Annotated in this window: 21 protein-coding genes and 2 riboswitches; of the genes, 11 read left to right on the top strand and 10 right to left on the bottom strand. The window is 54.8% G+C overall.

Annotation, left to right across the window (positions count from 1 at the left end; genetic code table 11):
• Window positions 1-206: 206 nt before the first annotated feature.
• The 4 genes from MHI43_RS02345 (at window position 207) to MHI43_RS02330 (ending at window position 6,483) form a co-directional block, all read left to right on the top strand.
• A complete protein-coding gene (locus MHI43_RS02345) occupies window positions 207-377 on the top strand; it encodes a hypothetical protein (RefSeq protein ID WP_012818667.1) in 171 nt (56 codons plus the stop codon).
• Window positions 378-835: 458 nt separating this feature from the next.
• On the top strand, window positions 836-1,735 hold the full coding sequence (gene vgb(C), locus MHI43_RS02340) for a streptogramin B lyase Vgb(C) (RefSeq protein ID WP_036664753.1): 900 nt from the start codon (window positions 836-838) through the stop codon (window positions 1,733-1,735).
• 141 nt (window positions 1,736-1,876) lie between these two features.
• The gene (locus MHI43_RS02335) at window positions 1,877-3,526 is read left to right on the top strand and encodes an SWIM zinc finger family protein (protein ID WP_036664754.1); all 1,650 of its coding nucleotides are present in this window, start codon (window positions 1,877-1,879) and stop codon (window positions 3,524-3,526) included.
• On the top strand, window positions 3,523-6,483 hold the full coding sequence (locus MHI43_RS02330; protein ID WP_036664755.1) for a DEAD/DEAH box helicase: 2,961 nt from the start codon (window positions 3,523-3,525) through the stop codon (window positions 6,481-6,483). Before MHI43_RS02335 ends, MHI43_RS02330 begins: the two co-directional genes overlap by 4 nt.
• A 687-nt stretch (window positions 6,484-7,170) precedes the next feature.
• Here the strand turns inward: MHI43_RS02330 and MHI43_RS02325 are convergent.
• Window positions 7,171-8,010: a helix-turn-helix transcriptional regulator gene (locus MHI43_RS02325; protein ID WP_012818663.1), complete on the bottom strand. Its 840-nt coding sequence runs from the start codon at window positions 8,008-8,010 to the stop codon at window positions 7,171-7,173.
• 134 nt (window positions 8,011-8,144) lie between these two features.
• Here MHI43_RS02325 and fabF point away from each other — a divergent pair, with 134 nt between their 5' ends.
• From fabF to MHI43_RS02305, 4 genes are all read left to right on the top strand, one after another.
• Window positions 8,145-9,386 carry a beta-ketoacyl-ACP synthase II gene (fabF, locus tag MHI43_RS02320; RefSeq protein WP_036664756.1) on the top strand — a complete coding sequence of 414 codons (1,242 nt, stop codon included), beginning with the start codon at window positions 8,145-8,147 and terminating at the stop codon, window positions 9,384-9,386.
• 224 nt (window positions 9,387-9,610) lie between these two features.
• Window positions 9,611-10,123, top strand: coding sequence for an RNA polymerase sigma factor (locus tag MHI43_RS02315; protein WP_012818661.1), 513 nt, complete (start codon window positions 9,611-9,613; stop codon window positions 10,121-10,123).
• Window positions 10,123-11,004, top strand: a complete 882-nt coding sequence (locus MHI43_RS02310) for an anti-sigma-V factor rsiV (RefSeq protein WP_012818660.1) — start codon at window positions 10,123-10,125, stop codon at window positions 11,002-11,004. The genes MHI43_RS02315 and MHI43_RS02310 overlap by 1 nt, the downstream gene beginning before the upstream one ends.
• A gap of 184 nt (window positions 11,005-11,188) precedes the next feature.
• The gene (locus MHI43_RS02305) at window positions 11,189-12,304 is read left to right on the top strand and encodes a DUF3298 domain-containing protein (RefSeq protein ID WP_036664757.1); all 1,116 of its coding nucleotides are present in this window, start codon (window positions 11,189-11,191) and stop codon (window positions 12,302-12,304) included.
• Window positions 12,305-12,477: 173 nt separating this feature from the next.
• Here the strand turns inward: MHI43_RS02305 and comJ are convergent, their stop codons facing one another.
• The 3 genes from comJ to MHI43_RS02290 all read right to left on the bottom strand — a co-directional run bounded on the left by comJ (window position 12,478) and on the right by MHI43_RS02290 (window position 14,340).
• A complete protein-coding gene (gene comJ, locus MHI43_RS02300) occupies window positions 12,478-12,963 on the bottom strand; it encodes a competence protein ComJ (protein ID WP_036664758.1) in 486 nt (161 codons plus the stop codon).
• A gap of 27 nt (window positions 12,964-12,990) precedes the next feature.
• Window positions 12,991-13,641: a hypothetical protein gene (locus MHI43_RS02295; RefSeq protein WP_036664759.1), complete on the bottom strand. Its 651-nt coding sequence runs from the start codon at window positions 13,639-13,641 to the stop codon at window positions 12,991-12,993.
• Between the two features lie 99 nt (window positions 13,642-13,740).
• A complete protein-coding gene (locus MHI43_RS02290; RefSeq protein ID WP_009595862.1) occupies window positions 13,741-14,340 on the bottom strand; it encodes an SMI1/KNR4 family protein in 600 nt (199 codons plus the stop codon).
• A gap of 279 nt (window positions 14,341-14,619) precedes the next feature.
• Here MHI43_RS02290 and MHI43_RS02285 point away from each other — a divergent pair, with 279 nt between their 5' ends.
• Window positions 14,620-15,615 (top strand): aldo/keto reductase, encoded by a 996-nt coding sequence (locus MHI43_RS02285; RefSeq protein WP_036664760.1) that lies wholly within the window; start codon window positions 14,620-14,622, stop codon window positions 15,613-15,615.
• 102 nt (window positions 15,616-15,717) lie between these two features.
• Here the strand turns inward: MHI43_RS02285 and MHI43_RS02280 are convergent, their stop codons facing one another.
• Complete coding sequence (locus tag MHI43_RS02280; protein WP_012818655.1) at window positions 15,718-16,353, bottom strand: carbohydrate-binding family 9-like protein; 636 nt, start codon at window positions 16,351-16,353, stop codon at window positions 15,718-15,720.
• A gap of 200 nt (window positions 16,354-16,553) precedes the next feature.
• Here MHI43_RS02280 and udk point away from each other — a divergent pair, with 200 nt between their 5' ends.
• Window positions 16,554-17,192, top strand: a complete 639-nt coding sequence (udk, locus tag MHI43_RS02275) for a uridine kinase (RefSeq protein WP_012818654.1) — start codon at window positions 16,554-16,556, stop codon at window positions 17,190-17,192.
• Window positions 17,193-17,530: 338 nt separating this feature from the next.
• Here the strand turns inward: udk and MHI43_RS02270 are convergent, their stop codons facing one another.
• From MHI43_RS02270 to MHI43_RS02250, 5 genes are all read right to left on the bottom strand, one after another.
• Window positions 17,531-19,858 carry a histidine kinase gene (locus MHI43_RS02270; RefSeq protein WP_036664765.1) on the bottom strand — a complete coding sequence of 776 codons (2,328 nt, stop codon included), beginning with the start codon at window positions 19,856-19,858 and terminating at the stop codon, window positions 17,531-17,533.
• 2 nt (window positions 19,859-19,860) lie between these two features.
• Window positions 19,861-20,493 (bottom strand): potassium-transporting ATPase subunit KdpC, encoded by a 633-nt coding sequence (kdpC, locus tag MHI43_RS02265; RefSeq protein WP_012818652.1) that lies wholly within the window; start codon window positions 20,491-20,493, stop codon window positions 19,861-19,863.
• Window positions 20,494-20,573: 80 nt separating this feature from the next.
• Entirely contained in the window at window positions 20,574-22,607 is a 2,034-nt protein-coding gene (gene kdpB / locus MHI43_RS02260; RefSeq protein WP_012818651.1) for a potassium-transporting ATPase subunit KdpB, read from the bottom strand.
• A 22-nt stretch (window positions 22,608-22,629) separates the two neighbouring features.
• Complete coding sequence (gene kdpA / locus MHI43_RS02255) at window positions 22,630-24,309, bottom strand: potassium-transporting ATPase subunit KdpA (RefSeq protein ID WP_036664767.1); 1,680 nt, start codon at window positions 24,307-24,309, stop codon at window positions 22,630-22,632.
• Between the two features lie 257 nt (window positions 24,310-24,566).
• Entirely contained in the window at window positions 24,567-24,977 is a 411-nt protein-coding gene (locus MHI43_RS02250) for a hypothetical protein (protein ID WP_012818648.1), read from the bottom strand.
• 129 nt (window positions 24,978-25,106) lie between these two features.
• Window positions 25,107-25,275, bottom strand: a riboswitch (cyclic di-AMP (ydaO/yuaA leader).
• Window positions 25,276-25,817: 542 nt separating this feature from the next.
• Window positions 25,818-25,990: riboswitch (cyclic di-AMP (ydaO/yuaA leader) on the top strand.
• Between the two features lie 136 nt (window positions 25,991-26,126).
• Here MHI43_RS02250 and MHI43_RS02245 point away from each other — a divergent pair.
• Window positions 26,127-26,588 (top strand): hypothetical protein, encoded by a 462-nt coding sequence (locus MHI43_RS02245; RefSeq protein ID WP_012818647.1) that lies wholly within the window; start codon window positions 26,127-26,129, stop codon window positions 26,586-26,588.
• Window positions 26,589-26,658: the final 70 nt, after the last annotated feature.

Raw genomic sequence — 26,658 nt, 5'->3', positions numbered from 1 at the left:
TTTTTTCGATCATCATCAGTAAAAATTGCCGCTTTTAAACTTAAATTCATGACCACATTCCAGATGATATGTTAGAATCAGAAATGATTGTTATATTATGGAACATACTTCAGTGGGGAGCTAAGCCATCGCCTGGTCTTAAGGATACGACAACTGGAATCTTCGATATGATTCGTAAAACAGTACCTTGAAGGGAGGTGAGCTCCTTGAACCAGGGGATATCCTTTTTCGGCATGTTTTCCATGCTTAGCATTATCGTATACGGGCTATTCGCACTTCTCGGTTTATATGCTTTGTATCTCCTCATCAAATTGATGATCCGGGCCATAACCGCGCTTGAACTCTACATCGACGAGAAGCGCAACCGACGGTTGTAAAGGCAAACTTCGGATAAACCGAGGTTGAAACCACCGAATATCCTATGGTAAAGTCTAGGCAACCAGAAATGAAAGGGTGAACCCAAAGCCAATGATCTACTAATCCTGTCCCAAGCATTTGGAAAACACTTCGATTTCACGATACGAGGTTTTCGGGATAGGATTCGTGCGGCTTTTTTTATATGTGACGGGTGGATGTTTGAGACTTCTCCATGTAGAGTCCGCATCTTCTTTGTTCGTATTCGCCTCCTATTCCGAAATCTCGGAGTGGGGGGTTTTTCTATTAAATCAACACCAATTGAGAGGCTAGAGATTATCGATGACAGGAACTCATCCAAGCATCCAAGGAAGAGACTTCCCCATTCCGGGAAACCCGAACGCGAGATTTGAACACGCTTAAACAAATGAAGAATCCGCTTTAAACATCCTAACAACTTTCTACAAGGAGGCATGTTTGCATGCAGATCACGGCACAGGAGTACAAGGCAGCGAACCGGGAGTCGGGACCTTATGGCATTGCGGCAGGACGAGACGGGGCCATCTGGTTCACGGAGCAAAAAGGAAACCGGATCGGACGAATCACCAAGGGAGGGGATATGCGTACTTTCGATGTCCCGACGCCGGATGCGGGAGTCATGTCCATCCTCTCTGCCCCTAACGGGGACCTCTGGTTCACGGAGTACAAAGCGAATAAAATCGGACGGATGACAACGGAAGGGACATTCACGGAATTCGAGCTGCCGGAAGCAGGCTCGTCTCCTTACGGCTTGACGGAGGGCCCGGATGGAGCCATATGGTTCACCCAGCTAATCGGCAATCGGATTGGCCGGATTACGCCGGCAGGCGTTATCACGGAATACGATTTGCCGCGCGCAGGCTCGTCCCCTTCCTATATTACGGCCGGTCCGGACGGCGCGCTGTGGTTTACGGAAAACCAAAACAACTGCATTGGCCGGATTACGGTAGACGGGGAGATCGCCGAGTACCGGATTCCAACCGAACAATCAGGGCCTGTCGGCATCACGGCAGATGCCGATGGCGCCCTGTGGTTCGTTCAAATCAACGGCAATCAAATCGGACGGATCACGACGGCCGGGGAGATTACGGAATTCAAGCTCCCGTCCGGGAATGCCAGACCCCATGCCATCGCGGCGGGAGCTCGCGAAGATTTATGGTTTACGGAGTGGGGAGCCAACCGGATCGGACGAATGACATGTACCGGGGACATTACCGAGTACCCGATCCCCACCCCCTCAGCCGAGCCTCACGGCATTGCCGTGGATTCCGGCGGCGAGGTATGGTTCGCCGAGGAATGCGATCAGATCGGCCGTTTCATCGTTCAATATGAGGATTCCTGATCGAACGCTCCACGCCGAAAAGCCCGTGCAGCCCGCTGCCGGGCTTTTCCAGCGCGAAGCTGCTCCGGCTGGTTTCTTCATCTAGGGGAATGTGATAGATTAAATGGATACTTAGAATTATTTCTCTTAGGAGACCGTCCGATGATGAACCCAAACTTAACTTTAGATGATCTGCAGTGGCAAACGCTCATTCGGCAAACTGCCGGTTATTTCAGCGATTTGACCATTAAACGGGGATTTCAATATTACAAGCAGGGCCGTGTCCACGCAAGCGAAAAGGCGGATGCTTCCGGTGTGATCGAGGCTTCCGTGGATGGAACGGAAACCTACCGCATCAGGCTTCAGCTGCATTCCCTGAGCGACAGCGAATGCAGCTGTCCCGTTAACGGGGGCTGCAAGCATATGGTGGCCGTTCTGCTTGACTATGCCCAGCTTCAGGGCCGATCCATCCATGCTTTGGTTAATGCGCATTCGACTACGTATGCCGCATCTTCCTCGTATGACCGAAGCGATTCCGGCTTGAGCCAGGGCCATGAACGGCCGCCTGCCGGAGTTTCGAAATGGAGAGTCAAGGCCGACCATTTGCCCGAGCTGCCGATCTCCGCATGGCATGAGCTGTTCGAGGTTTGCACGGCTTCGCTGGGAGCTAATACGCAGAATTCGTTTTACGCCAAAAACGCGCTGGCTTCACTCCATCACATTAAACCGCCGCTGCCGCCGGATATGGATCCGTTATACGAGCTCCATGCCCATCTCTTCATTCTCGAGAAGCTGGTCAAGCAGCCAGCCAGTGCTTGGAATACCTCAGGCTCTTACATCGGCTATCATACGCAGGTGGCGGCGGATCATATCCTGGCCAGAATCGAGCGAATCCTTCATGAAGGGCTGGAGGGCAACGAGCCCGAAGAGGCATTCGGACAGCGGCTGACCGAGACGATTTCGTTTGTCCGGCGGAGCATGCTAAGCGAACCGCGGAACCGTAAATTTTACGCCCAGGTCTATATGCAGCTCTGGATGCACTGGATTCATCCGTTGGCAAAAAAGAACGAGGGCTTCATCAAGGAGGAATTGGAGCAGCTGCAGGCAGCCGAATCGGAGCTCGGCAGCAGCCTTTCGCGCGCCTCATGGTATATGGCGCAGAGCTTCATGTCCTTCTATCTCGGAGAAGACGAATCGTCCTGGGACCTGATCAGGGCAGCGGACAAGGTCAGCAGCCTGCCCCCGGCTTCCGTCCTGGGCTTCTTCGACATGCTGCATTCGGGACAAGACTGGGACCGCTTGGCCCGCTGGCTGCCGGAGATCGGCCCGCTGCTCGGCAGTCACCGCAACGAGCACCTCAACAGCTATCAATTCTACTGGGATGCCGTCATAGAGCACCTGCCCGGGGAAACGGAACGGATGTGGAGCAGTCTTGCCGACATGCTCCCTTATTCGAAGGACATCTATCAGAATGCCTTGATCACGCACGGCAGATGGCGGGAATGGATCGACTATCAATTAAGCACAGGCCGGGAGCCGCTGGAGCTCCGGGTCAGCGAGCTCGCGCCGATTGAGAAGAACGCGCCCGAGCTGCTGCTGCCTTTTTACCATCAGGCCGTCGAACGATATATCCTTCATAAGAACCGAGCCGGCTACAAAGCAGCCGTCAAGCTGCTCAAACGGCTAGCTAAGTTATATAAAAAGCTCAAACAGCAGGAGCGCTGGGATCTGTTCATTATGTCCTTGTCCGTACGCAACAGCCGGCTTCGCGCATTCCAGGAAGAGCTTCGGAGAGGAAAGCTGATATCATGAGCAGATACACGGAAACCATCACGGTCCATATGGCATTAAGCGAATACGGAGATGCCGTGATCTACGGCTCTACCGTCATGCGGGGTTACGTATCCGGACAATACCTGAAGCACCGTTTATTCGCGTGGCATGAAGCCTCCTTCTACGGAACAGAGCTTATCGTCCAATCCGTTCAGGATATGGAAGTCATCATCTTGCCTTCCGAACAAGTCATACCGTTCTTCGCGGACGGCCGGCTGCTCGAACATATCGAATGGGTTTGGGACGAGGATTGCCTTCCCTTCATTGAACTTGCGCCTTCGCTGGCAGCCTGCATTCAGGATCAGCAGTACGCGCCCAGCTTGAGCGCCTTCAAGAATGGCAAGCTGCAATGGATCTGGGATGCGGAGGCTTTCTCAGCCGAAGAGCAGGCCCGCCTCTCCGTCTTGGATGAAGACGAGATATGGAATGAAGGCTTGCGCGCCGCGTTCTCCGCCGCCGTTCAAGAACAGTGGTACGGCAGCGAAGAAGCGGCGGCTGACCTGCGCAGGGAGTATCCCCTGCTGTTCTCGCCGAGCCGTACCGCGGCCGAAGGCATGGATGACAAGTCCTGGCTGATCGCCATCGGATGGCGGCCGGATACCGCTCCGTTCCGGCCCCTGCTGCAATTGCTGGAGCCGGACGAAGAAGAAGCCGAGTGGCGTCTTCGGCTCGTATTGCAGGACAAGCTGGACGCAGCGGCGCTTGCAGCCGTTCGTCTGGCCGAAGACGGGCAGGCATACGGATCGTGGCCGGAGACATGGACCGCCCATATCAAGGAGCGGTCCTCCGGCTGGCTCCAAGGTTTGCGGGCAGCCCTGCCGGCCCGGGTGCTTCACGCTCCGGCTGAAGACATGCTAGGCGCCCCGCTGTCCGACGAGGCCGCGTGGCAGTTCCTGACCGTCGACAGCCAGTGGCTGCTCCAGTCCGGCTGGCTGGTGCTGCTGCCGGCTTGGTGGGAAGCCGCCAGCAGGAAGAAGCCCAAGCTGCGGGCGAAAGTCCGCTCCGGCGAAGGCGAGAGCGCGGAACGAAGCAGCGGCGGTTCCCTGTTCGGTTTGGATGCGCTGGTCAATTTCGATTGGCGCATCGCCATCGGCGAAGCTACCCTGTCCGAAGCGGAGTTCGCCGAGCTTGTTGCCCGGAACGAACGGCTGGTACGGTTCCGGGGCCAGTGGATTCCGCTGGACCCGGCCCTGGTCGCCCAAATCCGCCAGATGATGGCGGGCGTCGACCGTGAGGAAGGCCTGTCGTTCCAGGATATTCTGCACTTGCATCTGCTCGGGAACAGCGATGAGGCGGAGCAGGTTCGTCAGGATGCGGAGGAAACGCGGGATCCGGAACGGATCAAACTGGAAGTGGAGCTGAACGAGCATCTCGTGAAGCTCATCGGCCAACTCGGCCGGCAAAGCGAATGGCCGAGCCTCCCTGTCCCCATCGGTCTGAAAGCCGAGCTCCGGTCGTACCAGCATGACGGCTTTGCCTGGCTTGCCTTTTTACGGCGTTACGGGCTCGGTGCATGCCTTGCCGATGATATGGGCCTTGGCAAGACCGTGCAGTTTATCGCCTACCTGCTGCACGTGAAGGAGACGACGATGGAGCGGGAAGAGAGACGCCTCCCTTCCCTGCTGATCTGTCCGACCTCGGTACTTGGGAATTGGCAGAAGGAGCTTGAACGGTTCGCCCCGTCGCTCCGGATCATGCTGCACTACGGCGGGAAGCGCAGCAGCAGCGAGGATTTCTATCATGAGGCTTACCAAGCGGACATTATTCTTACTTCCTATGCGACGGCAACGCTCGATCAAGAGATGTTAAGAGACATGAAATGGGAAACGATCGGCATCGACGAGGCCCAGAACATCAAGAATGCCGACACCAAGCAATCCGCCGCCGTGCGAAGCTTCCCGGCAAGGCACCGCGTTGCGCTGACCGGCACACCGATTGAGAACCGGCTGTCCGAGCTGTGGTCCATCTACGATTTCATCAACCCCGGATATCTCGGTAGCCTGCGGGCATTCAATCTCCGGTTCATCCAGGCCATCGAAAAAGACAAGAACGAGCAGCGCACGGCCGATCTTCAGAAGCTGATCAAGCCCTTCATGCTCCGCCGCAAGAAAAAAGATCCGGCGATTCAGCTCGACCTGCCGGACAAGAACGAGATGAAGACTTATATCCATCTCACGGCCGAGCAAGGCGCGCTTTACGATCAGACCGTGAACAGCCTCCTGGAACGCATGCAAAAGCTCGAGGGCATCGAGCGCAAAGGCGCCATTCTGGCAGCTCTGACGCAGTTCAAGCAACTCTGCGACCATCCGGCTTTGCTCACGAAGGAGCCGCTCCCGGAACTCCCGGGGGGAGGCGGCTTGCTTGACACCGAGGCCGTGGTCAACCGTTCGGCCAAGCTGGAGCGGCTGCTGTCCATGGTGAAGGAGCTGCGGGACGAGGGCGAACGCTGCCTGATCTTCACCCAGTATATCGGCATGGGCGAGATGATGCGGCAGGTGCTGCATCAGGAGCTTGGTGAGCCGGTGCTGTACTTGAACGGCAGCACGCCGAAGCGGACGCGCGATCGCATGATCGAGCAGTTCCAGTCCCAGACCCTGCCGCCCGAAGAGCAGCCAAATGTCATGATTCTCTCCATCAAGGCCGGCGGCGTCGGCCTGAATCTGACCGCGGCGAATCACGTGTTCCACTTTGACCGCTGGTGGAACCCTGCCGTGGAGAATCAGGCAACCGACCGGGCCTATCGGATGGGGCAGACCAAGGACGTCCAAGTGTACAAATTCATCTCCATGGGAACGCTCGAAGAGCGGATCGATGAGATGCTGGAGAGCAAGCAGCAGCTGAGCGATCAGGTTATTGCAAGCAGCGAGGGCTGGATTACCGAGCTGTCTACCGATGAGCTGAAGGATCTCTTCACGCTGCGGCGCGATTGGGCGTAATCGTTGCGTCAAGGAGTGAGCTGTTAGGCGATTGTGAACAATCGCCCCATTGGAGCGCAGCGCGGAATGCCTGTGGAACTCTAGGCGTGTTCCAGTTGCAGCTCTATAACAACATCATGGAGTAGCAAAAAGCCCCGTGTGCAGACACGGGGCTTTTGTTATATGCAAGGTTGACGAGCTGCGAGAAGATTTACATTGTTACGCGTTTGAAGCTTGTATGACAGGGCGATGTTTTCTATTAACGGACACAGAATACGCTATTAACCCAAAACCCACTATTCTGGAAGACGAACCGGACCGTGAGTCCGTTATTTGCTCCAAAATATGATGAATATGCCGGTTATGAGCCCAATAACGGATCTTGTGTCCGATAAAGTTGTAATTAGGGCGTAATCTCGTCAAATAACGGAACTGGAGTCCGTTTAGTCGGGAACAACAAGTAGTTTGGCTACTTCAAGAACAGTAAGTGCCGGCGCGGAGTCTGTAATTACTGCAGCAAGCGCAAAAGGCACAGGAGTCCATTACTTTTGGCGCAACAAGTGCCATCAGCATCGCAATCTGTTACATCAGGTGCAGCAAGTGCAAACGGCACGGAGCCCGATTACTTTGGCACAACAAGTGTATCCAGCATCAAATCCGTTACCTCTGGCGCAGCAAGTAAACTCGCCGCTCCCCCGCTACCTCCCTTCACTTCTCCTCCATCAGCTGCCGCAGCTTCGCTTCCGTGGTCGTGTCGGGAGCCGGCGTATAGATGCTGCACCGCAGGTCATCATTTCCGTACACTTTGAGCGACGTGAGCTCATATACCATTTTCCCGGCCTTGGCATGCCGGAATTCCAGATGCACCTCCGGGGCGTAGCTGACCTGGCTCTGCTCCCACATGCGGTTGAAATCCGGATGCCCGTTCTTCATTTCCTCCAAAAAATGATCATACCATTCATCCTCGACATATTGACCGTAATAGCTTCGGAACATAGACAAGAAGCCGCTGGCAAACTGCTCCCAGTTCACCGCCAGCCGCTGGAATTCCCTGCGGGTAAAGAGCAGCCGGATCATGTTCCGCTCCTCGGGCGGGATCCGGTCAAAATCTAGGAACACGTACGCAGCCGCGCGGTTCCACCCCACGATATTGCACTTCCGATCGGATATCATGACGGGACAATATTTCAGCTCGGTGATGATTTTTTGTAGGGACGGGCTGATCTGCACCGCTTCGTGTTTGACCGTATACGGCTCCGCCCCGCTCTCCAGCGCCAGGGAGTACAGATATCTGCGCTCGTCCGCGTTCAACTGCAGCGCACTTGCGACGCAGTCCAGCACGGATGACGACACCTGGATGTCGCGCCCCTGCTCGAGCCAGGTGTACCAAGTGGTACTGACGCCGGCCAACTGGGCGACCTCCTCCCTGCGCAAGCCCGGTGTTCTCCTCCGGGTACCGGGTGGCAGCCCGACGGACTCGGGAGAGATTTTGGCACGCTGCCCTTTCAAAAAAGCGGATAACGCTTGCAGCCTAACCTGGGAATTCATCTATCATCCTCCTTCCTTCAACAAGGATAGCAGTTTTTATACTAGGATAAACGGTATCTTGTAATAGGATACTACACGTGACATTATAACCTTAAGATTGACAAGTTATAAAGTCCTAAGGAGGCTGTTCATCCATGGAAAGAGTCGTTATCACCGGTATGGGCGTCATATCGCCGCTGGGCCATGATGTGGATACGTTCTGGTCCCGGCTTGTACGAGGAGAATCCGGTATTGCACATATAGAAAATTTGGACACATCAAGACAAAAGGTACAAATAGCAGGCGCCGTGAAGGGGTTTGACGCAAACGCGCTGTTCGGTGCGAAGGAAGCCCGGCGGTTGGACCGCTTCTGCCAGTTTGCGCTGGCTGCGGCGGATCAAGCGATAAGCCAGTCGGGCCTTGATCTTGATCAGATCGATCATGAGCGCATGGGAGTCTACGTAGGCTCCGGCATCGGCGGCATCCAAACCCTGATGAATCAGAGCGGCACGCTGTCGTCGCGGGGTCCCGAGCGGGTCAGTCCTACCCTGGTACCCATGATGATTCCCAATATGGCGGCCGCACTCATCAGCATTAAATACAAGGCGCTGGGCTCCACGCTGGCACCGGTTACGGCATGTTCGATCGGCAATACGGCGATCGGCGAGGCTTTCTTTAACATCCAAGCCGGCCGGTCCGACGTCATTATCGCGGGAGGATCCGAAGCCGCATTGACCGACATCTCGCTGGCCAGCTTCGCGAATGCCACCGCCCTGTCCTCCCGCAACGAGGAACCGGGCCGTGCCAGCCGGCCGTTCGATGCGGACCGCGATGGATTCGTCATGGCGGAAGGAGCCGGCATCCTCATCCTGGAGTCGCTTTCCCATGCCTTGCGCAGAGGCGCCGTCATACTGGGCGAGGTTATCGGTTACGGTGCCAGCTCGGATGCCTATCATATGGTCGCAACGCCGGAAGACGGCAGCGGCGCGGCACGTGCGATGAAGCTGGCACTGGCCGAAGCGGACCTCTCCCCGGCCGACGTGGATGTCATCAGCGCCCATGCCACCAGCACGGTCATCGGTGACCGTTCGGAGACGGCGGCCATCAAGCAGGTATTCGGCGAGGAGGCATACCGTATCCCGGTAACAGCCAACAAGTCGATGACCGGACACATGCTGGGCGCATCCGGCGGCGCGGAGGCCATTGCCCTCGTGAAATCCCTGCAAGAAGGCATCATACCGCCGACGATCAATCTGGATCATGCCGATCCAACCTGCGATTTGGACTATGTGCCCAACGAGGCGAGAAGCGCCAAGCTCCGCATCGGCATGTCCAATTCCTTCGGTTTCGGCGGACATAATTCGGCAATTATTTTAAAGAGATATGAGAACGAATAACCATGAGTCTACAAGACCCCAGTTGAACTGGGGTCTTTTTCTTGTTGCGATAATTGGAAGATGGGCTGAATAATGGGACAGAAACAGAAACAGAAACAGAAACAACGGCTTTTTTAAATTTTTTTCGCAGAATCAAACTTTTTGAAAGACTCGCACGTCTTGCTTCCGTAAGTCAATTGCAATTGATGGTTACCCGCGCGGGCCCAAAGGAGTGTCATATTTACATGAGAGGCGGCCGGAAGCTTGAGAAGCTTCTTATCCAATGCATAACCGAAAATCAGGACAGCGCCTACCGGCTGGCATACAGCTACGTCAGAAATAAAGAGGATGCCCTCGATATCGTTCAGGACGCGATCCACAAAGCATTTTTATCCATGGAAAAGCTGAAGCAGACGGGTTCATTAAAAAGCTGGTTTTTCCGAATTATTGTCACAACCTCCCTGGATCTCATTCGAAAACAGAAAAAAGTCCGCGTCATGGACGACGAGAACCTGGAGTTCATCTTACCCGGCAGTCATGACCACTATCCGAATCTGGATCTGGCCCAGTCCTTGGAGGATCTGCCTGACAAGTATCGGGTCGTCATTATTCTCCGGTTTTTCGAAGATATGAAGATTGACGAAATTGCCGAAGTTCTCCATGAGAATGTCAGCACGGTGAAAACGAGGCTATACCAAGGACTGCAGAGACTGCGGGTAAACCTAAGCGAGGAAGACCAAGAGGAGGCACAACGATAATGCATGACAAGCTGAATAGGATGAAAGAGCAGTACGAGAGCACTCCTATTCCCGACGAACTAAGCTCGGTGGTCAACAAAGCCATTGCAGCCAGACGAACAAAAAATAGAGCCCTGCCCTGGCTCGCCGGCGTGGCCGCTGCATGCGCACTGCTGTTTGCCGGCGTGAACGCAAGTCCCGCCTTCGCCAAGGCCATGTCCGATGTGCCCGTTCTGGGCGAGATCGTCAAGGTGATGACCATCCGCGAATATGCCGAGCAGGACGGCAGCACGGAAGTGCATATCGAAACGCCCGGCATTGCCAACCTGGGCAATCCGGAGCTTGAGCAAACGCTGAATAACAAATACCTGGAAGAGAACAAGAAGCTGTATGAGGACTTCAAAGACGAAGTCGCCCAGCTAAATCATGAAGGCGGCGGGCATCTCAGCCTCGATAGCGGTTATGAAGTCGTGACCGACAATGAACAGCTGCTGACGCTTTCCCGCTACGTCGTAGAGTCCGCAGGTGGCTCCGCCGAGTCCAGACAATACGATACGATCGACAAGATCAACCATTTGGTGATCACGCTGCCAAGCCTGTTCAAGGATGATTCCTACATCCAAGTCATCAGCGACAATATCAAGGAGCAGATGCGACAGCAGATGCAGGATAACCCGGACATCGTCTATTGGGTAGAGCAGCCTGGCGTCGAATCCGATATACCGGAGGATCTATTCCAATCGATCGCCAAGGATCACAATTTCTATATTGATAAGAATGGCAAACTGGTCATCAGCTTCAACGAATACGACGTGGCTCCCGGCTATATGGGCGTCGTGGAATTTACGATCCCTACGGAGGCCATCGCGGATCAGCTCGTCAGCAACGAATACATTCGATAGATCCGCCATTCATCACCAACCTACGAGTGCAGATCGTTCTTCCGATCCCCGTTGCCCCCGAATTTTCTTTTGAAACTTTATGAGTCCGTGGGAATCCGGAGGACAAGGAGACCGCTTCGCTTCTCCAAAACGCTTCTGTCTTCTCACTTTAAAGATATCAAACCTAACCCTGGAGGTAATCACGATGAAAACAATGAAGCATACAAGCCCACTGGCCAAAACACTCGCGGCTGCCGGATTAGCGGGCGTCCTGATGATTTCCGCTTCGGGTCTGCCATCCGCTCATGTCCATGCCGAAACCAAAACTGCAGCGAGCACCGATCAGGTGAAGGCTTCGACTGCTGCCCCGCAACGGATAACGTTCAAAACATTGCACTCCAAGGAAAAATGGCTCGAAACGGATATCAAGATTCCTGTATTCCAGGGTCTGGCCGATACCAAGTACCAAGATCAGCTAAATGACATCATCGAATCCCATGCTTCCAAGGATATCGCCAAATGGGAAAAGGAGGCCTCCGAGGCTGCGGCAAATGCGGAACAGAACGGCTATACCATGCACCCTTATCAGCTGACGATCACCTATGAGCTTACATCGGATGGCACGGACGACAGCCTGATATCCCTTAAGGTCATCACGGAAGGCATGGGAATGAACAATGGCGATCCCCGCGTGGATACGTATAACTTCACGAACGAAGCCGAAGCCCAGCGCGTGACGCTGGAGGACCTGTTCGGGAAGAATTACAAATCGATCGTGGATACGGCGGTCAAAACCGCGATTGCCGCGGATCAGGACCATTACTTCGCGAACGAAGACGGATTTCAAGGCATAGACGCGGAGCAATCCTTCTATGTCGCGGACGGAACAGCCTACATCGTATTCCAAAAATACAGCATCGCTCCAGGATCCACGGGAACGCCGGAATTTGCCGTGAAGCTGCCGGATACAGCACCCGAAGAAAAGCCCGTTTCCGCCGTCTTGAAGACAGGCGATTACTACAAGGATAACAACGGCAAGATGATGGTTCCCGCGGCCCGCGTGCTGCGTCAGCTCCAATTCGACGTCAAGTGGAACGCCAAGAGCAAAACCGCGGAAATCTCCAAAGGCGCCGTCTGGAGCGCGGTGACGCTGAACAAGGATGCGTACGCATTGGGTAAAATGGCTCCGCGCTCGCTAGGCGCGTCTCCAGCAATGAAAGACGGCCACGTCTATGTTCCGCTCGCTTTCCTCACGGACATTCTGCAGCTGCAGGCTGACCAAAGCCCATATGGCGACATTACGGTGACGGCAGCACAATAGCTATTTTCCACGCAATCAGAATCCCGTAAAGAGCTAGCAAGACGGGACAACGGCAGAGCAGCATAGCGGCAACAAAAGAGGCCTCTCCAACACGGAGAAGGCCTCTTCTTATTTCAATGACAGGGGAATTGCCTGACGCGGCTTTCAGTACCCCGTTTTCTGCAATGAATTGGTCAACAATACCCCTCCGCCAAGGCTTCTCCAGCCCTGCCGCCCCATTCATCGTCCATCAAATATCGGGCTTGGACATACTCTCCTTCACGCACGAAAGTCAGACGGTAATACACCTCTTCATCCTCGCAAATCTCAAAATACAAGGCATACCGCCCTTCTTGCAGCGGAAGCTCGATGACGGCGTCCGACATGACGGATAGCAGCTCCAGCTTGCCAGAATCCAAAACGTCAAACGGCACGACCATTCGGCGCTGCGCGTTCGGGTCTTCCGTGAACGACTCTGTCAAGGCCAGCTTCACCCAAGCGCCGAAGGCATCGTCCGGAATCGGATCAAAGGTCAGATACCCGGGATGAATGACCGCGCCCTGCTTGATATTGATTTCTCCCCACTGGCACAACTCCTCGTCAAAATCCCGCGATCGGACTTGAATCTGGTGGTGCGAGATGGTGAGATCCACCTCTTGGGTCATTTTTGTATGCTGCATTGTTCCGCACCTCGTTTTAAAAAATTTCTATTTAAGCTGCTCCATATGGATCGTGGCCAGCCTGCGCTCTCTATCCACCTTAACCCGCATGCTGATGCCCAGCTTCTCCTCGAACAACCGGGTGACATTCAGATACTTATCCTCCACCACGCCCGACCCTCCTTGGCCGTTGGAGCGCGTCATGCCTGCGGTGATAATCCCCTTCACTATATCCCCGTCCGCTTTGGCTGCCGGGTCATATGTAAATACGGGCTCTTTACGGTCATTATAAAAGATGATGTCCTGCCGATATTCCTTTGCGTTCACATACTCTTTCCGGGTCTCGATATAGTCGTTCTCCAGATGGTCATACTGGACCCTCCCTGCCAAGAACGGATTGTCCTCCGAAGCCTCCACCTCGAACTGCCCATATGCCAATTGATACAGCATGTTGAGGTCCGACCCTTCCAGTCTGTAATAGAGCGGGCGCAGCTCCCCCTTCTTATCGGTTGCGGCGAAGCCAGCCAGCAGCGGCCAAGCATCCACTTGTTCACCATCCAACTCAACGGCGAGCTGGTATTTGGTCAAGACCACCTCATGCTGAAAAAGCCCATACGTGCGCGCAATAAAATAGCCGGGTGTCAACAACACGGCCGCCACCAACAGGATGACTCCCCAGAGGACCCGTCTGTTGTTCATGCTGTCACCTCTCCTCGCCGGTTCTTCATCCGACTCCTAACACACGGCCTTTAGGCAAAGTTATGGGCATTAGGAGTGGTTCTATGTCTTCTGCTTCAATTAGTAGTCCACTTCTTCAATGTCGGTGCGCAGATTGCGGTTGGACGCCTGAAGCAGCTCCGTGAAGGAAGGCGCGATATAGTACACAAAATCAGGATCATGCACGTACATGATGATCTGCCCGGACGTTCCCGGCTCAGCCGGATCGAAATCCAGCATCAGATACAATGAGCCGCCCGCCATCGTGGCAAACGGATACCATGCCTTGTGGAACAGGTACGGTTTAATTTCAGGATCCAGCCGCTGTACCTCCTCTGGACCGTAGTACGCATCGAGCCGTTCGTCCCGCTCGCAGAAATACGATTTGACTTCCCTCATCTCATCCAGGCTCATCAGATAGAACGGGGTGTATTCGCCATCTCCCTCGTTACCGGGATAGAGCACGTGGAATGCGTACCCGCTGCCGTCCTTCTTGCTGTAGAACGAACGGAAATCCTCCGGCAAAGCGATCCCGAACTCCTCTTCAAATTGCTTCAATCGATCCGAGGGCGCTCCCTCCAATTGTTTATACTCGCCCAGCAGATCCCGAAGATCTTCGGCCACCTTCTCCTCCAGCAGCTGCTCCAGCTCGGTCATCAGACCATCGATGACAGCATTCATCTTAACATCCCCTCCGTTTACAGCATGTCCGCTCACTCTAAGCGGAACGCTTTCCCTTTACTAAAAAGTATATAGAACCCGCCCCAATGAAAACAACATGTCCAGCGGCATGCAAAAAAAGGGACAAAATCCCTGTTGAGATGTCCGTTTTTGTTCTTTTATGAAAAAGCCCCGGGTATTTTCGCTTCCGGCTGCTGCGCTTGTCATCCATTCGTAAAAGGCCGATAATGGAAGCAGATTTCGATCACGAAGATCACTTGGAGATGGGGAGGCTAAACGATGGATTACGTCTATTTGGGAAGAACCGGACTTGAGGTATCCCGCTTCTGTCTGGGAACCATGACTTACGGAGATTGGGATTTGGACGAGAAGACCTCGCTCGGCATTATCGACAAGGTGCTGGATTCGGGGATTAATTTTATCGATACGGCAGATACCTATGGCAAGGGTACGAGCGAAGAAATTATAGGCAAAGCCCTTCAAGGACGAAGAGACCGGGTGATCGTCGCGACCAAATTCAAGGTGCGGACCGCCGAAGGACCGAACGGAGAAGGCGCCAGCCGTTACCGCATCATGAGACAGGTCGAGGCCAGCCTGAAACGGTTGAATACGGATTACATCGACCTCTACCAAGTGCATAGACCGGATCCTCATACCCCGCTGGACGAGACGCTGCGCGCGCTCGATGATCTGGTTGCCCAAGGAATGGTACGATATATCGGCTGCTCGAACTTCGAGGCTTGGCGTATCGTCGAATCCCTGTGGACCAGCGAGAAAATGAACCTGGAGCGCTTCGTTACCAATCAGCCTTCATACAACATCTTCAACCGATATATCGAGCAGGAAATCCTGCCGGCTTCACAGCGCCACGGCCTGGCTACGCTGGCCTACTCCCCGCTGGACGGCGGCTGGCTGTCCGGCAAATACCGTGCCGGGCAGCCGCTGCCGGGCAATTCGCGGGGCGAGCGCATGGATTTGGATGCTCCCGGCAACCGTGCCAAACTGGACAAGGTTGAATGGCTCGCCCGGCGTGCAGAGGACAAAGGGATCACGCTGGGCCAGTTCGCGCTCGCATGGCTGCTGCAGCGCAACATCATTCCCGTCGTCGGCATCCGCAACGAGCAGCAGCTTGCGGACAATCTGCATGCACTGAACGTGCAGCTGACCGAAGAAGACTTGAAGCTGGTGGACGAGGTGTCCCCAAGCCCATACCGGGACTTCTCCCAGGACGGCAGCTTCTGGTTCAACGAACCGCGTGCTTACCGGTTTAAGTGAGCTTGAGCCGGACTCGTAAGGCATTAAGTCATCACCCAACCAAAAAAGCTACGTTCAACGCTGCACGCCCGGAATCGGTTCAACCGATTCCGGGCGTGCATGCTATGTGGCATCCACAAACTCCAGCCTTCCGAAACGCGAGGGGATATGGTAATTGACCTCTCCGGTGGGGCTCCACGCCTGATATTCCCGGTTTCCTTGGTCGTCCTCGTCAATGCGGTAAAAATTCACGTTCCAGCATCGTCCCGCTTGCGGCGGATTCTGAAAGTTCTGCGCCGGAATGCGAATCTCGTAAACCAAATTTCCCTTACCATCGTTCTCTACCGTGGTCAGAAGGCCGGTAAGGTCCCACTCGACATCGCTGTCCGTGATCGACTTTTGCCCATCGTTACGGATCCGCGCATCAAATACAACATTGTTCGGGCTCACCTCAAGCTCGATATATTCCAAACCTTCCCCTGCATCATCCATAAACAGCTCCACGACATCCTGCTCATACAGCGGGTCATCCCGATGCCGATACTCCGAGACGATATGTGAATCCTGGCAAACAAACTGCACGTAGAAGCATTCGGCGCTCCAGCAGGCACGCACCTCCGTCGCTTCCTTCGCGGCAAGCCCGGTCACGGTGTCGCTCAGGGCCACAGCTTCATAGCGGCTCCAATCGACGCTTCCCCGATTCTCTCCCTGTTGAAGGTATATGGCGGGCTTGCATGGGTAAATAGCGGTATAACGCATGATCATCCCTCCGAAACATTTTCAATTGTAGTCATAATATCCTCTATGATAAGTCATACAGATTCGGTTCGCTATTCCGTGGTAAGAATAAAGAACATACGGAAATCCCATCTTTTGTTCTATGCTCCCATAGTGAAAAGAAGCGCATGCTGTGCTACAATAATAAAATTGCAAACTCTAGGGAGGGTTATGGATTCGCCATGCTCATAATTGGTATCGCCGGCGGCACCGGATCGGGCAAAACAACGGTTGCCCGCTCTGTCATTGACCGTCTTGGTTCAGATAAAGTCACGTTTATTTCGCAGGATAACTATTACAAGGATCATAAAGAGCTCAGCTTCGAGGAACGCGAAGCGATTAACTATGATCATCCGTTCGCTTTTGACAACGAGCTGCTCGTCGAGCATCTCGGCATTTTAAAAAGCGGACAACCCGCTTTCGCACCGGTATATGATTTTACCGCCCATGCCCGCTTCACGGATCAGACCATCGAGCTGAAGCCGAACAACATCGTCATCATCGAAGGCCTGCATGTGCTGTCCGATGAGAATCTGCGCAAGCTGCTTCACATTAAAGTGTTTGTGGATACCGATCCCGATGTGCGCCTGCTTCGCCGGGTCGTACGCGATATTGAGGACCGCGGCCGAACCATCCAGTCGATCCATAATCAATACCTGACAACCGTCAAGCCGATGCATGAGGCGTTCATCGAACCCTCCAAGAAATACGCCGACCTGATCATTCCCGAAGGCGGAGAGAATGAAGTCGGCATTCGCCTGCTTTCCGTCTTGACCGAGAAATATTTGACCGGCGACCGCACGCTGTCGGGCGAATCATAAGACAAGCTTGTACGTCAGCCTTTAGGCATGTCGGCAGCATGAAAAAAGCCCGCGGATCTGTAATGACAGGTCAGCGGGCTTCTTGACGTTGTCCGTTCGCTTACGCGCTAGTAAGCCAGCCTGCGCGTATGGCTTGCATTCTTCCGTTTCCGAGCGTTCTGCGGTCTGTACGTTCTTTTTCTCCGGAATGTACGTCCGGTGTTTTTGTTCTCCGGATTGTTGCGTTATCCGCGTTTTCTGCGATTCCTGCGTTTACTGCTTTTCCTGCACTTTCAGCATTCCCAAGTCTCCTGCGTCACCGGTCCTCTCAAAACATTCAGCTCCCGGCGCTTCAGCCGTCATACGCGCGGATCGTAATCCGCAACCACGAGCACGTCCATATGCCTTGAGGATCGCAGCAGCCTCCTGATCCTTTTTCGCCGAGCGAACAGCTTCCAACCGGCCATCTGCGGCTGGCCGATAATGAATTGGGTCGCCTTGACCTCGTCTGCTGCGGCGACCAATCGGCCAGAACAGGCGCATGCCGGTCCCCTTTTTATCGGCAGCGGCAGCATCGTGAAGGTGCCCCCAAGACGCTCCGTTAACGTCTGGAGCGCCGTCAAGCGCTGCTCTTCGTCATGAGACAGGCTGTCATGACGCTCCAGAGGGAATGCCACATACCAGGCTGCCTTCAGCCGATGGGCGATCCGGAAGCCGCGGCGAATGAGCCGCTCCGCTTGCGGCCCCCTGCCGACCACGACATAGATAATTTCCTCGCGCCGCCACGGCCCCCGAAGCGAGCCGCTGCGCTGCCAGGACTCCAGCCTTTCGTCCACATCATCCGCAATCTCCCTTAAGGCAAGCTCTCTTAGGGCGATCAGGTTTCCCGTCTTGAAAAAATGGCTGAGCGCCTGATGAATTTTCTCCTTCGCATAGATGTTCCCATCCTTCATCCGCTGCCGCAGCGACTCCGGCGTCACGTCGACCAGTTGAACCTCATCGGCCGATTGCAGAATATGATCCGGTATCGTCTCGCGGACACGGACGCCTGTAATCTGCTCGACGGCATCATTCAAGCTCTCCAGATGCTGCACGTTCACGGTCGTAATGACGGAGATGCCGGCCGACAGAATATCCTGCACATCTTCATACCGTTTCTTGCGCTTGCTTCCGGGCACATTCGTATGCGCCAGCTCATCCACGAGGACCACGTCCGGCCTCCGGCGAAGGATCTCATCGGTATCCATCTCCTCAAGGCGCGATCCCCTGTAGTCCACCCTTTTTCGCGGAAGGGCCTCCAGATTGCCCACCTGGGACAGCGTATCCTTCCGGCCGTGCGTCTCCAGCAGACCGACGAGAACCGTCAATCCCTTCTTCAGCAGATCGTTGCCTTCCCGCAGCATCGCATAGGTCTTCCCTACGCCCGGGGCGGCGCCGATATATACCTTGAACCGTCCCCGCTTGACCTGCTCAATCTTCTGATCCAGCTCCTGTTCGTTCAAGCGGTGAAACGATTCGGAAGGGAGCCGCAGCGGATGAAGCCGGGCCGGAATGATCCGCTCCCCGTCATGTTCCGCCCGATCCGCCACCATAAAAATATCAATCCCGCGCGTTTTCTTGAGCAGATCCTGAATAATCGAACCCTGCCAAAGCTCTTGCATGCGCGTCTGCTTCGAATGGCCAAGCACAATGCGTGTAACGTGGTGCTCCAGCGCATACTGAACCAGCATGTCAGCGAGCTCCCTCCGGGAACGGAGGGGCAGCTCCTCCAGCTTGGCGCCGATCCGCACCGCGAGCTTCACCATGGAGCGCTTAAAGGCGGCCTGTTCTTTCGTAAGCTCTACTTCCGGCTTCACAAACGTAACAGCCAACAGTTCGCCGTTTAAACGCTTCGCGATCTGCTGCCCGCGCCGCATATAGATGGAACCGTTCCAATGGTATTGGGTGGACACCAGTATTCGCTCATCGGCTCCCGATGGGCCGACGAGTCCCTGTTCTTTGCGGTACCGCTCCAGGGAATGGCTCACGCCTTCGGCAACGAGGCGGAGCGTCAACTCCCGGAGCACCGCCAGATTGCCCTGCTTCCATAGGCTGCCGTCTCCAAGCAGGCCGCCTTGTGCCCGTTCCAGCATCGTTTCGGGCGTTACGTCAATAAGCACCACCTCGTCGGCGCTCTCCAGCGTATCGGCCGGTACCGTATGGCTGGCTTTAATGCCCGTCAGCTTGGAGGCAATGTCCTGCACATCCGCAAGCTCATACACGTTGACCGTTGTGATGACGCTGATTCCGCGGCTTAACAGGAATCGGATATCATCCAGCCGCGCAGCATGCCGCGCTCCCTTCCGGTTGCGATGGGCAAGCCCATCGACAAGCACTACCTCAGGGTTGCGCTGCACCAGCAGATCAAGATCAAGATCCTTCTTCTCTACGCCGTCCTCCATCCAATGAATGCTGGGCACCCGTTCCAGATCACGGACCTGCTCCACCGTTTCCGGCCGCTGCATCGTGGATACCGCGCATATGACGACATCGATGCCTTGCAGCCTCAAGGTCTGCCCTTCTCGAAGCATATGATAGGTTTTTCCCGATCCGCTCACAGCCCCGATATATACCTTGAGCCGTCCCTGATGGAGCTTGGAAATCGACCTTAAGAGCTCCTCCGGCGATTTTCTCCGAAAGGGATCCATGATCAGTCAAGGTTAAGAAGCTTTTGGAGCCCCAGATTCAGCTTCAACACATTCACGCGCGGTTCACCGAATACGCCCAAATCCCGTCCCTCCGTATGCTCCTTTACCAGCTGATCAAGCTCTGCTTCCGCAATTCCGGTTTGCTTGCTGATCCGCGGAATCTGAATATACGCGGCCTGCGGCGATAGGTGAGGATCCAACCCGGAGCCGGAATTCGTTACCAGATCGATCGGCACCTCGCTCACCGGAACGTCCGGGTTGTTCTCCGTCCACGCTTCAATTGATGCCTTCGTTCGTTCAATCAAATCCGGGTTGGAAGGGGCATAGTTATTGCTGCCTGAGCCGGCCCCGTTGTATTCAATGCTGGACACCCTGCCGTGAAAATATTGCGGCTCCGTAAAGTCCTGGCCGATCAATTCCGATCCGACCACCTTTCCGCCCCGATCCGTGACCAAACTGCCGCCGGCTTGCTTCGGCATGAGCAGCTGCGCCGCTCCCGTCGTGACCAGCGGATAAAGAATTCCGCATAACACGATAAATACAAGACTTGTTCTCAGGGCCATGCCCAGCGAGACACGGGCCGCGCCCACCCCGGCGCGAGGGGCCGGCGATGATTTCTGCAATGGCTTATTCATGGTTCCTCGATCCCTTCTTTCATATTTTCCTCAAATAGCAGCCTCCGGGATATCTCGATAGGACGGCTGCTGTTTCCGGCCTAAATCCAGAGATGCACGATCATATCGATCAGCTTAATCCCGATGAACGGCACGATCACGCCGCCTAATCCGTAGACCAGCACATTGCGCTGCAGCAGCTTCGACGAGCTCATCGGCTTATAGGCCACACCCTTCATCGCAAGCGGAATCAGCAGCGGAATGATAATGGCATTAAAGATCAGCGCCGACAGAATCGCCGACATGGGAGAACCCAGTCCCATGACGTTCAGAACGTTCATGCTTGGAATAGCAGCTGCAAACATCGCCGGAATGATGGCAAAATATTTGGCGACATCGTTCGCGACGCTGAAGGTGGTCAGCGCGCCGCGCGTCATCAGCAGCTGCTTGCCGATGGCAACCACCTCGATAATCTTCGACGGATCCGAATCCAGATCCACCATATTGGCCGCTTCCTTGGCTGCGGTGGTACCGCTGTTCATCGCCAGCCCCACATCGGCCTGGGCCAGCGCCGGGGCATCGTTCGTCCCGTCCCCGGTCATCGCCACCAGCTTGCCTTCGGCTTGTTCTCGGCGGATGACGGCAATCTTATCCTCGGGCTTGCTCTCCGCGATGAAATCATCGACGCCCGCTTCACGGGCAATCGTCGCCGCGGTGAGCGGGTTGTCGCCCGTGCACATAATCGTCTTGATGCCCATCCGGCGCAGCTGGTCAAACCGTTCCTTCATGCCCGGCTTCACGGTATCCTTCAGGTAGATCAAACCAAAGATGCGGTTATCCACGGCGACGGCAAGCGGGGTTCCCCCCTCTGTGGCGATGGCGTCGCTATTTGGCGACAAATCCGAAGGGATAGGGCCTCCTTGCGACTGCACCCACGCCTTGACGGCATCCACAGCGCCCTTGCGGACTTTCCGGCCATCCCTCAGGTCCATGCCGCTCATCCGGGTCTCCGCCTTAAATTCGATGAATTCCGCCCCATCCGCCATGCTCTCATCCACTGCGAAACCTTCCTTCCTCAGCAGCTCCAACACCGACCGTCCTTCCGGCGTCTCATCCTGCAGCGAGCTCACCGCGGCCCACTGGGACACCGATGCCAGCGACTCGCCGCCGACGGGAATCAACCGGCTGGCCATCCGGTTACCAAACGTAATGGTACCCGTCTTATCCAGAATCATCGTGTTGATGTCCCCGGCGGCCTCAACCGCTTTGCCGGACATCGCCAGCACGTTGAACTGCGTTACCCGGTCCATGCCGGCAATCCCGATCGCTGACAGCAACCCCCCGATCGTGGTCGGGATCAGACATACCAGCAGCGAGATCAGCACCGGAACGGTCAACTCGATGCCAAGATACTTCGCGATCGGTGCCAGCGTCACAACCACGATCAGGAAGATCAGCGTTAAGACGATCAACAGCGTATTCAGCGCAATTTCGTTTGGCGTCTTTTGCCGGGAGGCCCCTTCGACCAGCGAGATCATCCGGTCGATAAACGATTCCCCCGGATCGCTCGTAATCCGGATGCGGATCGTATCGCTGACAACCCGGGTCCCCCCCGTGACCGAGCTGAAATCGCCGCCGGCTTCTTTAATGACGGGGGCGGATTCCCCGGTAATCGCCGATTCGTCAACGGATGCAAGGCCCGCAATCACTTCCCCGTCCCCGGGAATCATCTCGCCCTGCGCGACCATCACGATATCTCCTTTGCGCAGAGCCGTGGACGACACGGATTGTACCCCGCCGTTCTCCATCACTTTGCGAGCCGTCATTTCCTGCTTCGACTGCTTAAGGGAATCGGCCTGCGCCTTGCCGCGCCCTTCGGCAAGCGCCTCTGCGAAGTTTGCGAACAGCAGCGTGAACAGCAGGATGACGAATACGGTCAGGTTAAATCCGATACTGCCCTCGGTACCGAAATAGGACGGAAATATCGTCATAAGCAGCACGACCAGAGTCCCGGCCTCCACGACAAACATGACCGGATTTCTCATCATCAGGACGGGATTCAGCTTCGTGAAGCTTTCCTTCAGCGCCTGACGGACCATCTCTTGGGACATCGCTTTTTTTCTCGTATTATTCATGGTAATAGGCCACCTTTTCTATTTAACGAATCGTCAGATGCTCGGCAATCGGTCCCAGCACCAGCACAGGCAGGAAGGTCAAGGCACCGATGATCAGGACCACCGCGATGAGAATGCCTGCAAAAAGCTTATTATCTGTCCGGAACGTTCCGAGCGTCTCGGGAACCCACTGCTTCCGCATCAGCGAGCCGCCTACAGCGAGCAGGGCAATCATCGAAATATAGCGTCCGATCAGCATGACCAGTCCGGTGCTGATGTTCCAGAACGGCGTGTTATCCGCAAGGCCCTCAAACCCGGAGCCGTTATTGGCCGCGGATGACGTGTATTCGTAAAGCACCTGCGAGATGCCGTGAAAGCCCGAATGGGCAATGCCCGCCTGTCCCGCATCCGTCATGAGCGCGAGCGCCGTCGGAGCAAGGATGATCAATGGGTGTACCAGAATGACAATCGCGATCAGCTTCATCTCCCGGGCCTCGATTTTTCTGCCGAGAAATTCGGGGGTACGGCCAACCATAAGACCGGCCAGGAACACCGCCAGGATCGCGTACATGAGCATATTCATCAGCCCGACGCCTTTTCCGCCAAAAACGGAATTCAGCATCATCAGGGACAGCGGCGTAATCCCGCCGAGCGGCGTGAGCGTATCATGCATGTTATTGACCGACCCGGTCGTAGCCGCGGTTGTCACCGTCGTAAACAGGGAGGATTGGGCGATCCCGAACCGGACCTCTTTGCCCTCCATGCTGCCTTGCGAGGCGTCGATGCCCAGCTGGTTTAATGCCGGGTTGCCGTTGGTTTCCGCAGCATAGTTCAAGGACAGGAAGCCGATAAACAAGGTCATCATTACCGAGAATATGATCCATCCCTGCTTGCGGCTCTTCGCGAACAAACCAAATGTGTAAGGAAGCGCCGCCCCAAGACTCCACATGGACAGAATCTCGATCACATTGGTCAGCGGGGACGGGTTCTCGAACGGATGCGCCGAGTTGGCCCCCATAAAACCGCCCCCATTGGTGCCCAGATGCTTGATCGATTCGAGCGCAGCCACCGGGCCCACCGCTATTTGCTGCTCGCTTCCTTCCAGCGTCGTGACGCTGAGCGTAGGCTTCAGGGTCTGCGGCACCTGCAGCGCCACCAGTACCATCGCAATGATGAAAGCAGCCGGAATGAATACACGGGTATGCGCCTTAACGAAGTCCTCAAAAAAGTTGCCGACGGTCGTGCCCTTGCTGGTCACCGCCCGGATAAAAGCAATCGCCACGCACAGCCCGGTCGCTGCGGACGTAAACATCATCATCGTAATGACGGCCATCTGGGCCAGATAAGACAATCCCGACTCGCCGCTGTAATGCTGAAGATTCGTATTGGTCATAAAGCTGATAATCGTATTGAACGACAAGGTTGGTTCCATATGGCCGATACCGCTCGGGTTCAACGGCAGCACTTTCTGCAGCCGCAGAATCAAGTAGCCCTCCGCAACCAGCACGATATTCGTTAACACAAAGCTGACGGCATATCCTTTCCATGTCATCCCCTTGCGTTCTTTTAAGCCGATCAGAGCAAAGATCCGTTTCTCCGCCCAGGAGAACCATCTGTCCGTTCCATTGCTTTCATAACGAAACACCTGATATAGATAAGTTCCCAGCGGCTTGACCAGCAGCACCAGAACGAGTATAACGATGGCAATTTGTAAAATGCCCATGACGAATGCCTTCCTCCTTCAGCCGTTTCCCTAGAATTTTTCAGGGTGAATCAGCGCATAAATCAAATAGAGAAAAATAAAAATCGTGAATATCAACATGATCATCACGGCTGATCAGCCTCCGGTTCCGAAACCACGCGCCCGCACCAGGACATAAACAGCATGAGCAGTCCGTAGGTTCCTCCCAAAATGAGCACCATAACTAAATCCTGCATGAATGTAACCTCCCCTAACTCTTGTGGCGTCAGTCCAAACGCTTAGCTCATTACGGATGCCATCAGAAAGGACACCTGATGATGATTCGTATGAAGCACCACATCGGCACCCAGCCCTTTGTATATCAAGCGCGGATTGCCGGAATGGGTGATCACGTAAATCGACTCCGAGGTCCATGTCCGGCAGATCCGTAAATAGCGGCAGCACAGATTCAAGCTGCTTTCGAACAGAAACACCTTGCTGACGGGAAACTCGGGAATGATCCAGGTCTGCTCGTCTCTTGTATCAATCAAAATGATGGGTCTGCAGCCCAGTTCTCGCAGCCTCTGCTGCTCAGCCCGGTTGTTGGCTATGGCCGCAAACGGAACACGTTTGTGAATCAGCTGGCGGACGAATTCCTCCCCGGCCTTGTTCGGCGCGGATACCAGGATGAATTCCTGTGGTTTCTCCATCTTCGTTTCTCCTCCTAAGGTCAGAAAGAGAAGGCAACAACAAAGAAGCCTGCGGAAAGAGAAGAACTCTTCCCGCAGGCTTCTTACAGGCCACGGTGAAATACACCGTGGCCCAAGTCCACGACAATCGTTGCCTCTCTCGATACGCTTACGAGGTTAGCTGACGGATTCGGGCGTGAGAGTCGCCCTACCCATAGACCGTTATCTTGTCTACAGGATTCACCCCAGAGAGATCAGGTTCATCTCCCGACTGGTTCCCCCGTTCCTTTTCCATTCAAGGACTCAGCGAAAATTAAAAACGAGTAGCATGTTATTCTATTAGCCATTGACTTGTCATCCAGACTGGGCATAACAGCACAGCAACAGGAGGTTCACGCGGTGAGAGTCGCCTCTACCTTCAAATCTCAGCAAGGCCCATGGTGCCTTCTCCTAAGATTCGATCCATAAAGCGCCAGGCGCAGCTCTCACACTGCCTTTACCTTCATGGAACGGCTGCCCGTATGCCTTGGTCGTTGATAACCGTCAATTCATAGTTCGTATCATACGTCCGGCCCTGCAGGATGTAAATGTGAGCAAAAACACATCTGGCGTTATGTCGAACAGGAACCAAGCAGTATTTCGTCTTTATCTTCCGTATACTGCTCTATACTATGTATTTCTCTTGTTTTCTCTTATTTATCGCAATCCAACGAGATACCGAGATTTTGCCACGATAATAGATGACACGGCCGATTGTACGCGTTTTCTTTTACCGTTTTCATCACATTTCGGAATCTATTCGTCCCATACGGTCATTTACTTTTCGTTTCCTCCGGCGTATGATTCATCCATCTATTCGAAACACGTTATACGCCGAGCTCCCGACAGACCGGGAGACGGGGGAACCAAAGTCACCAGTCTTCGATTGGTGAATGGGGTGAATCCGCTGCGCCTAGGATCGAAGGGCCCAGTGGTAGGGTGCTCTCAGTCCGAATCCGTCAGCTAACCTCGTAGGCGCGTTGTTGAGAGAGAATACCATCCAAGCTTTGGCATAGCGGCCGCCGGAATTGGGGCTCTAACCATAAATAGGCCTGGAGAGCGGGGTTTCTCTGCTCACCAGGCCTATTTGCCGTGCATATAACATTCTTATAAAGGAGCGTAGATCATATCATGACGAAACTCATCGAGGCAGCGCTTACACCCGTCATCGAAACCGCAGTGCCTGCATTAGGTGAAGAGACTATCCGCCATATGGAGATATTTCGTTTCGACCGGGGTTCGGCCGAACGTTTTATCCCCTGGAGCGATCACAGCAGGAACTGCGGCTTGTTCAAAATCAGCTGTAAAAACGCATCCGGGTATGCCGAATATGCGCTGCCCAGCACAAGAGAGTTTGCGGATCTGGTTCGCTGGGCATCCGTATTCTCAAGGCTGAGAGGCATGCACGTGATGGAAGCCATTCGCTATGTCCAAAAGCAGCAATGGGGATCCGTACGGATGCTGTTGGCGGTATCGGCCCTCGCCGATTTAGAGGCCAATCAGCATCAGCACATTAGCCGGAAGCGGTTAGGCAGTCTGCCGCTGGAGCGTTCCTTCCTGATGGATTGCTCGGAGGCGTATTATCATTTCTAGGGGCAGCAGCTACAGAGAGCTACTATCCCCGTTTCCTTTGGATTGGGCACTTCTAAGCAGCCTGATGTTT

The sequence above is a fragment of the Paenibacillus sp. FSL H8-0457 genome (assembly GCF_038051935.1).
Taxonomy (GTDB): Bacteria; Bacillota; Bacilli; order Paenibacillales; family Paenibacillaceae; genus Paenibacillus_AQ; species Paenibacillus_AQ lautus_A.
The sequence above is the reverse complement of the archived record's forward strand: the minus strand, read 5'-3'. Positions and strand labels throughout refer to the sequence as shown.

Coding starts and splice junctions, on each gene's coding strand:
- kdpB (WP_012818651.1), bottom strand. CDS start 22,607: ATGAATAATACGAGAAAAAAAGCGATGTCCCAAGAGATGGTCCGTCAG.
- MHI43_RS02285 (WP_036664760.1), top strand. CDS start 14,620: ATGGATTACGTCTATTTGGGAAGAACCGGACTTGAGGTATCCCGCTTC.
- MHI43_RS02245 (WP_012818647.1), top strand. CDS start 26,127: ATGACGAAACTCATCGAGGCAGCGCTTACACCCGTCATCGAAACCGCA.
- MHI43_RS02335 (WP_036664754.1), top strand. CDS start 1,877: ATGATGAACCCAAACTTAACTTTAGATGATCTGCAGTGGCAAACGCTC.
- MHI43_RS02305 (WP_036664757.1), top strand. CDS start 11,189: ATGAAAACAATGAAGCATACAAGCCCACTGGCCAAAACACTCGCGGCT.
- MHI43_RS02315 (WP_012818661.1), top strand. CDS start 9,611: ATGAGAGGCGGCCGGAAGCTTGAGAAGCTTCTTATCCAATGCATAACC.
- MHI43_RS02280 (WP_012818655.1), bottom strand. CDS start 16,353: ATGCGTTATACCGCTATTTACCCATGCAAGCCCGCCATATACCTTCAA.
- comJ (WP_036664758.1), bottom strand. CDS start 12,963: ATGCAGCATACAAAAATGACCCAAGAGGTGGATCTCACCATCTCGCAC.
- kdpC (WP_012818652.1), bottom strand. CDS start 20,493: ATGAATAAGCCATTGCAGAAATCATCGCCGGCCCCTCGCGCCGGGGTG.
- MHI43_RS02295 (WP_036664759.1), bottom strand. CDS start 13,641: ATGAACAACAGACGGGTCCTCTGGGGAGTCATCCTGTTGGTGGCGGCC.
- MHI43_RS02330 (WP_036664755.1), top strand. CDS start 3,523: ATGAGCAGATACACGGAAACCATCACGGTCCATATGGCATTAAGCGAA.
- MHI43_RS02290 (WP_009595862.1), bottom strand. CDS start 14,340: ATGAATGCTGTCATCGATGGTCTGATGACCGAGCTGGAGCAGCTGCTG.
- MHI43_RS02270 (WP_036664765.1), bottom strand. CDS start 19,858: ATGGATCCCTTTCGGAGAAAATCGCCGGAGGAGCTCTTAAGGTCGATT.
- kdpA (WP_036664767.1), bottom strand. CDS start 24,309: ATGGGCATTTTACAAATTGCCATCGTTATACTCGTTCTGGTGCTGCTG.
- udk (WP_012818654.1), top strand. CDS start 16,554: ATGCTCATAATTGGTATCGCCGGCGGCACCGGATCGGGCAAAACAACG.
- MHI43_RS02325 (WP_012818663.1), bottom strand. CDS start 8,010: ATGAATTCCCAGGTTAGGCTGCAAGCGTTATCCGCTTTTTTGAAAGGG.
- fabF (WP_036664756.1), top strand. CDS start 8,145: ATGGAAAGAGTCGTTATCACCGGTATGGGCGTCATATCGCCGCTGGGC.
- MHI43_RS02250 (WP_012818648.1), bottom strand. CDS start 24,977: ATGGAGAAACCACAGGAATTCATCCTGGTATCCGCGCCGAACAAGGCC.
- MHI43_RS02310 (WP_012818660.1), top strand. CDS start 10,123: ATGCATGACAAGCTGAATAGGATGAAAGAGCAGTACGAGAGCACTCCT.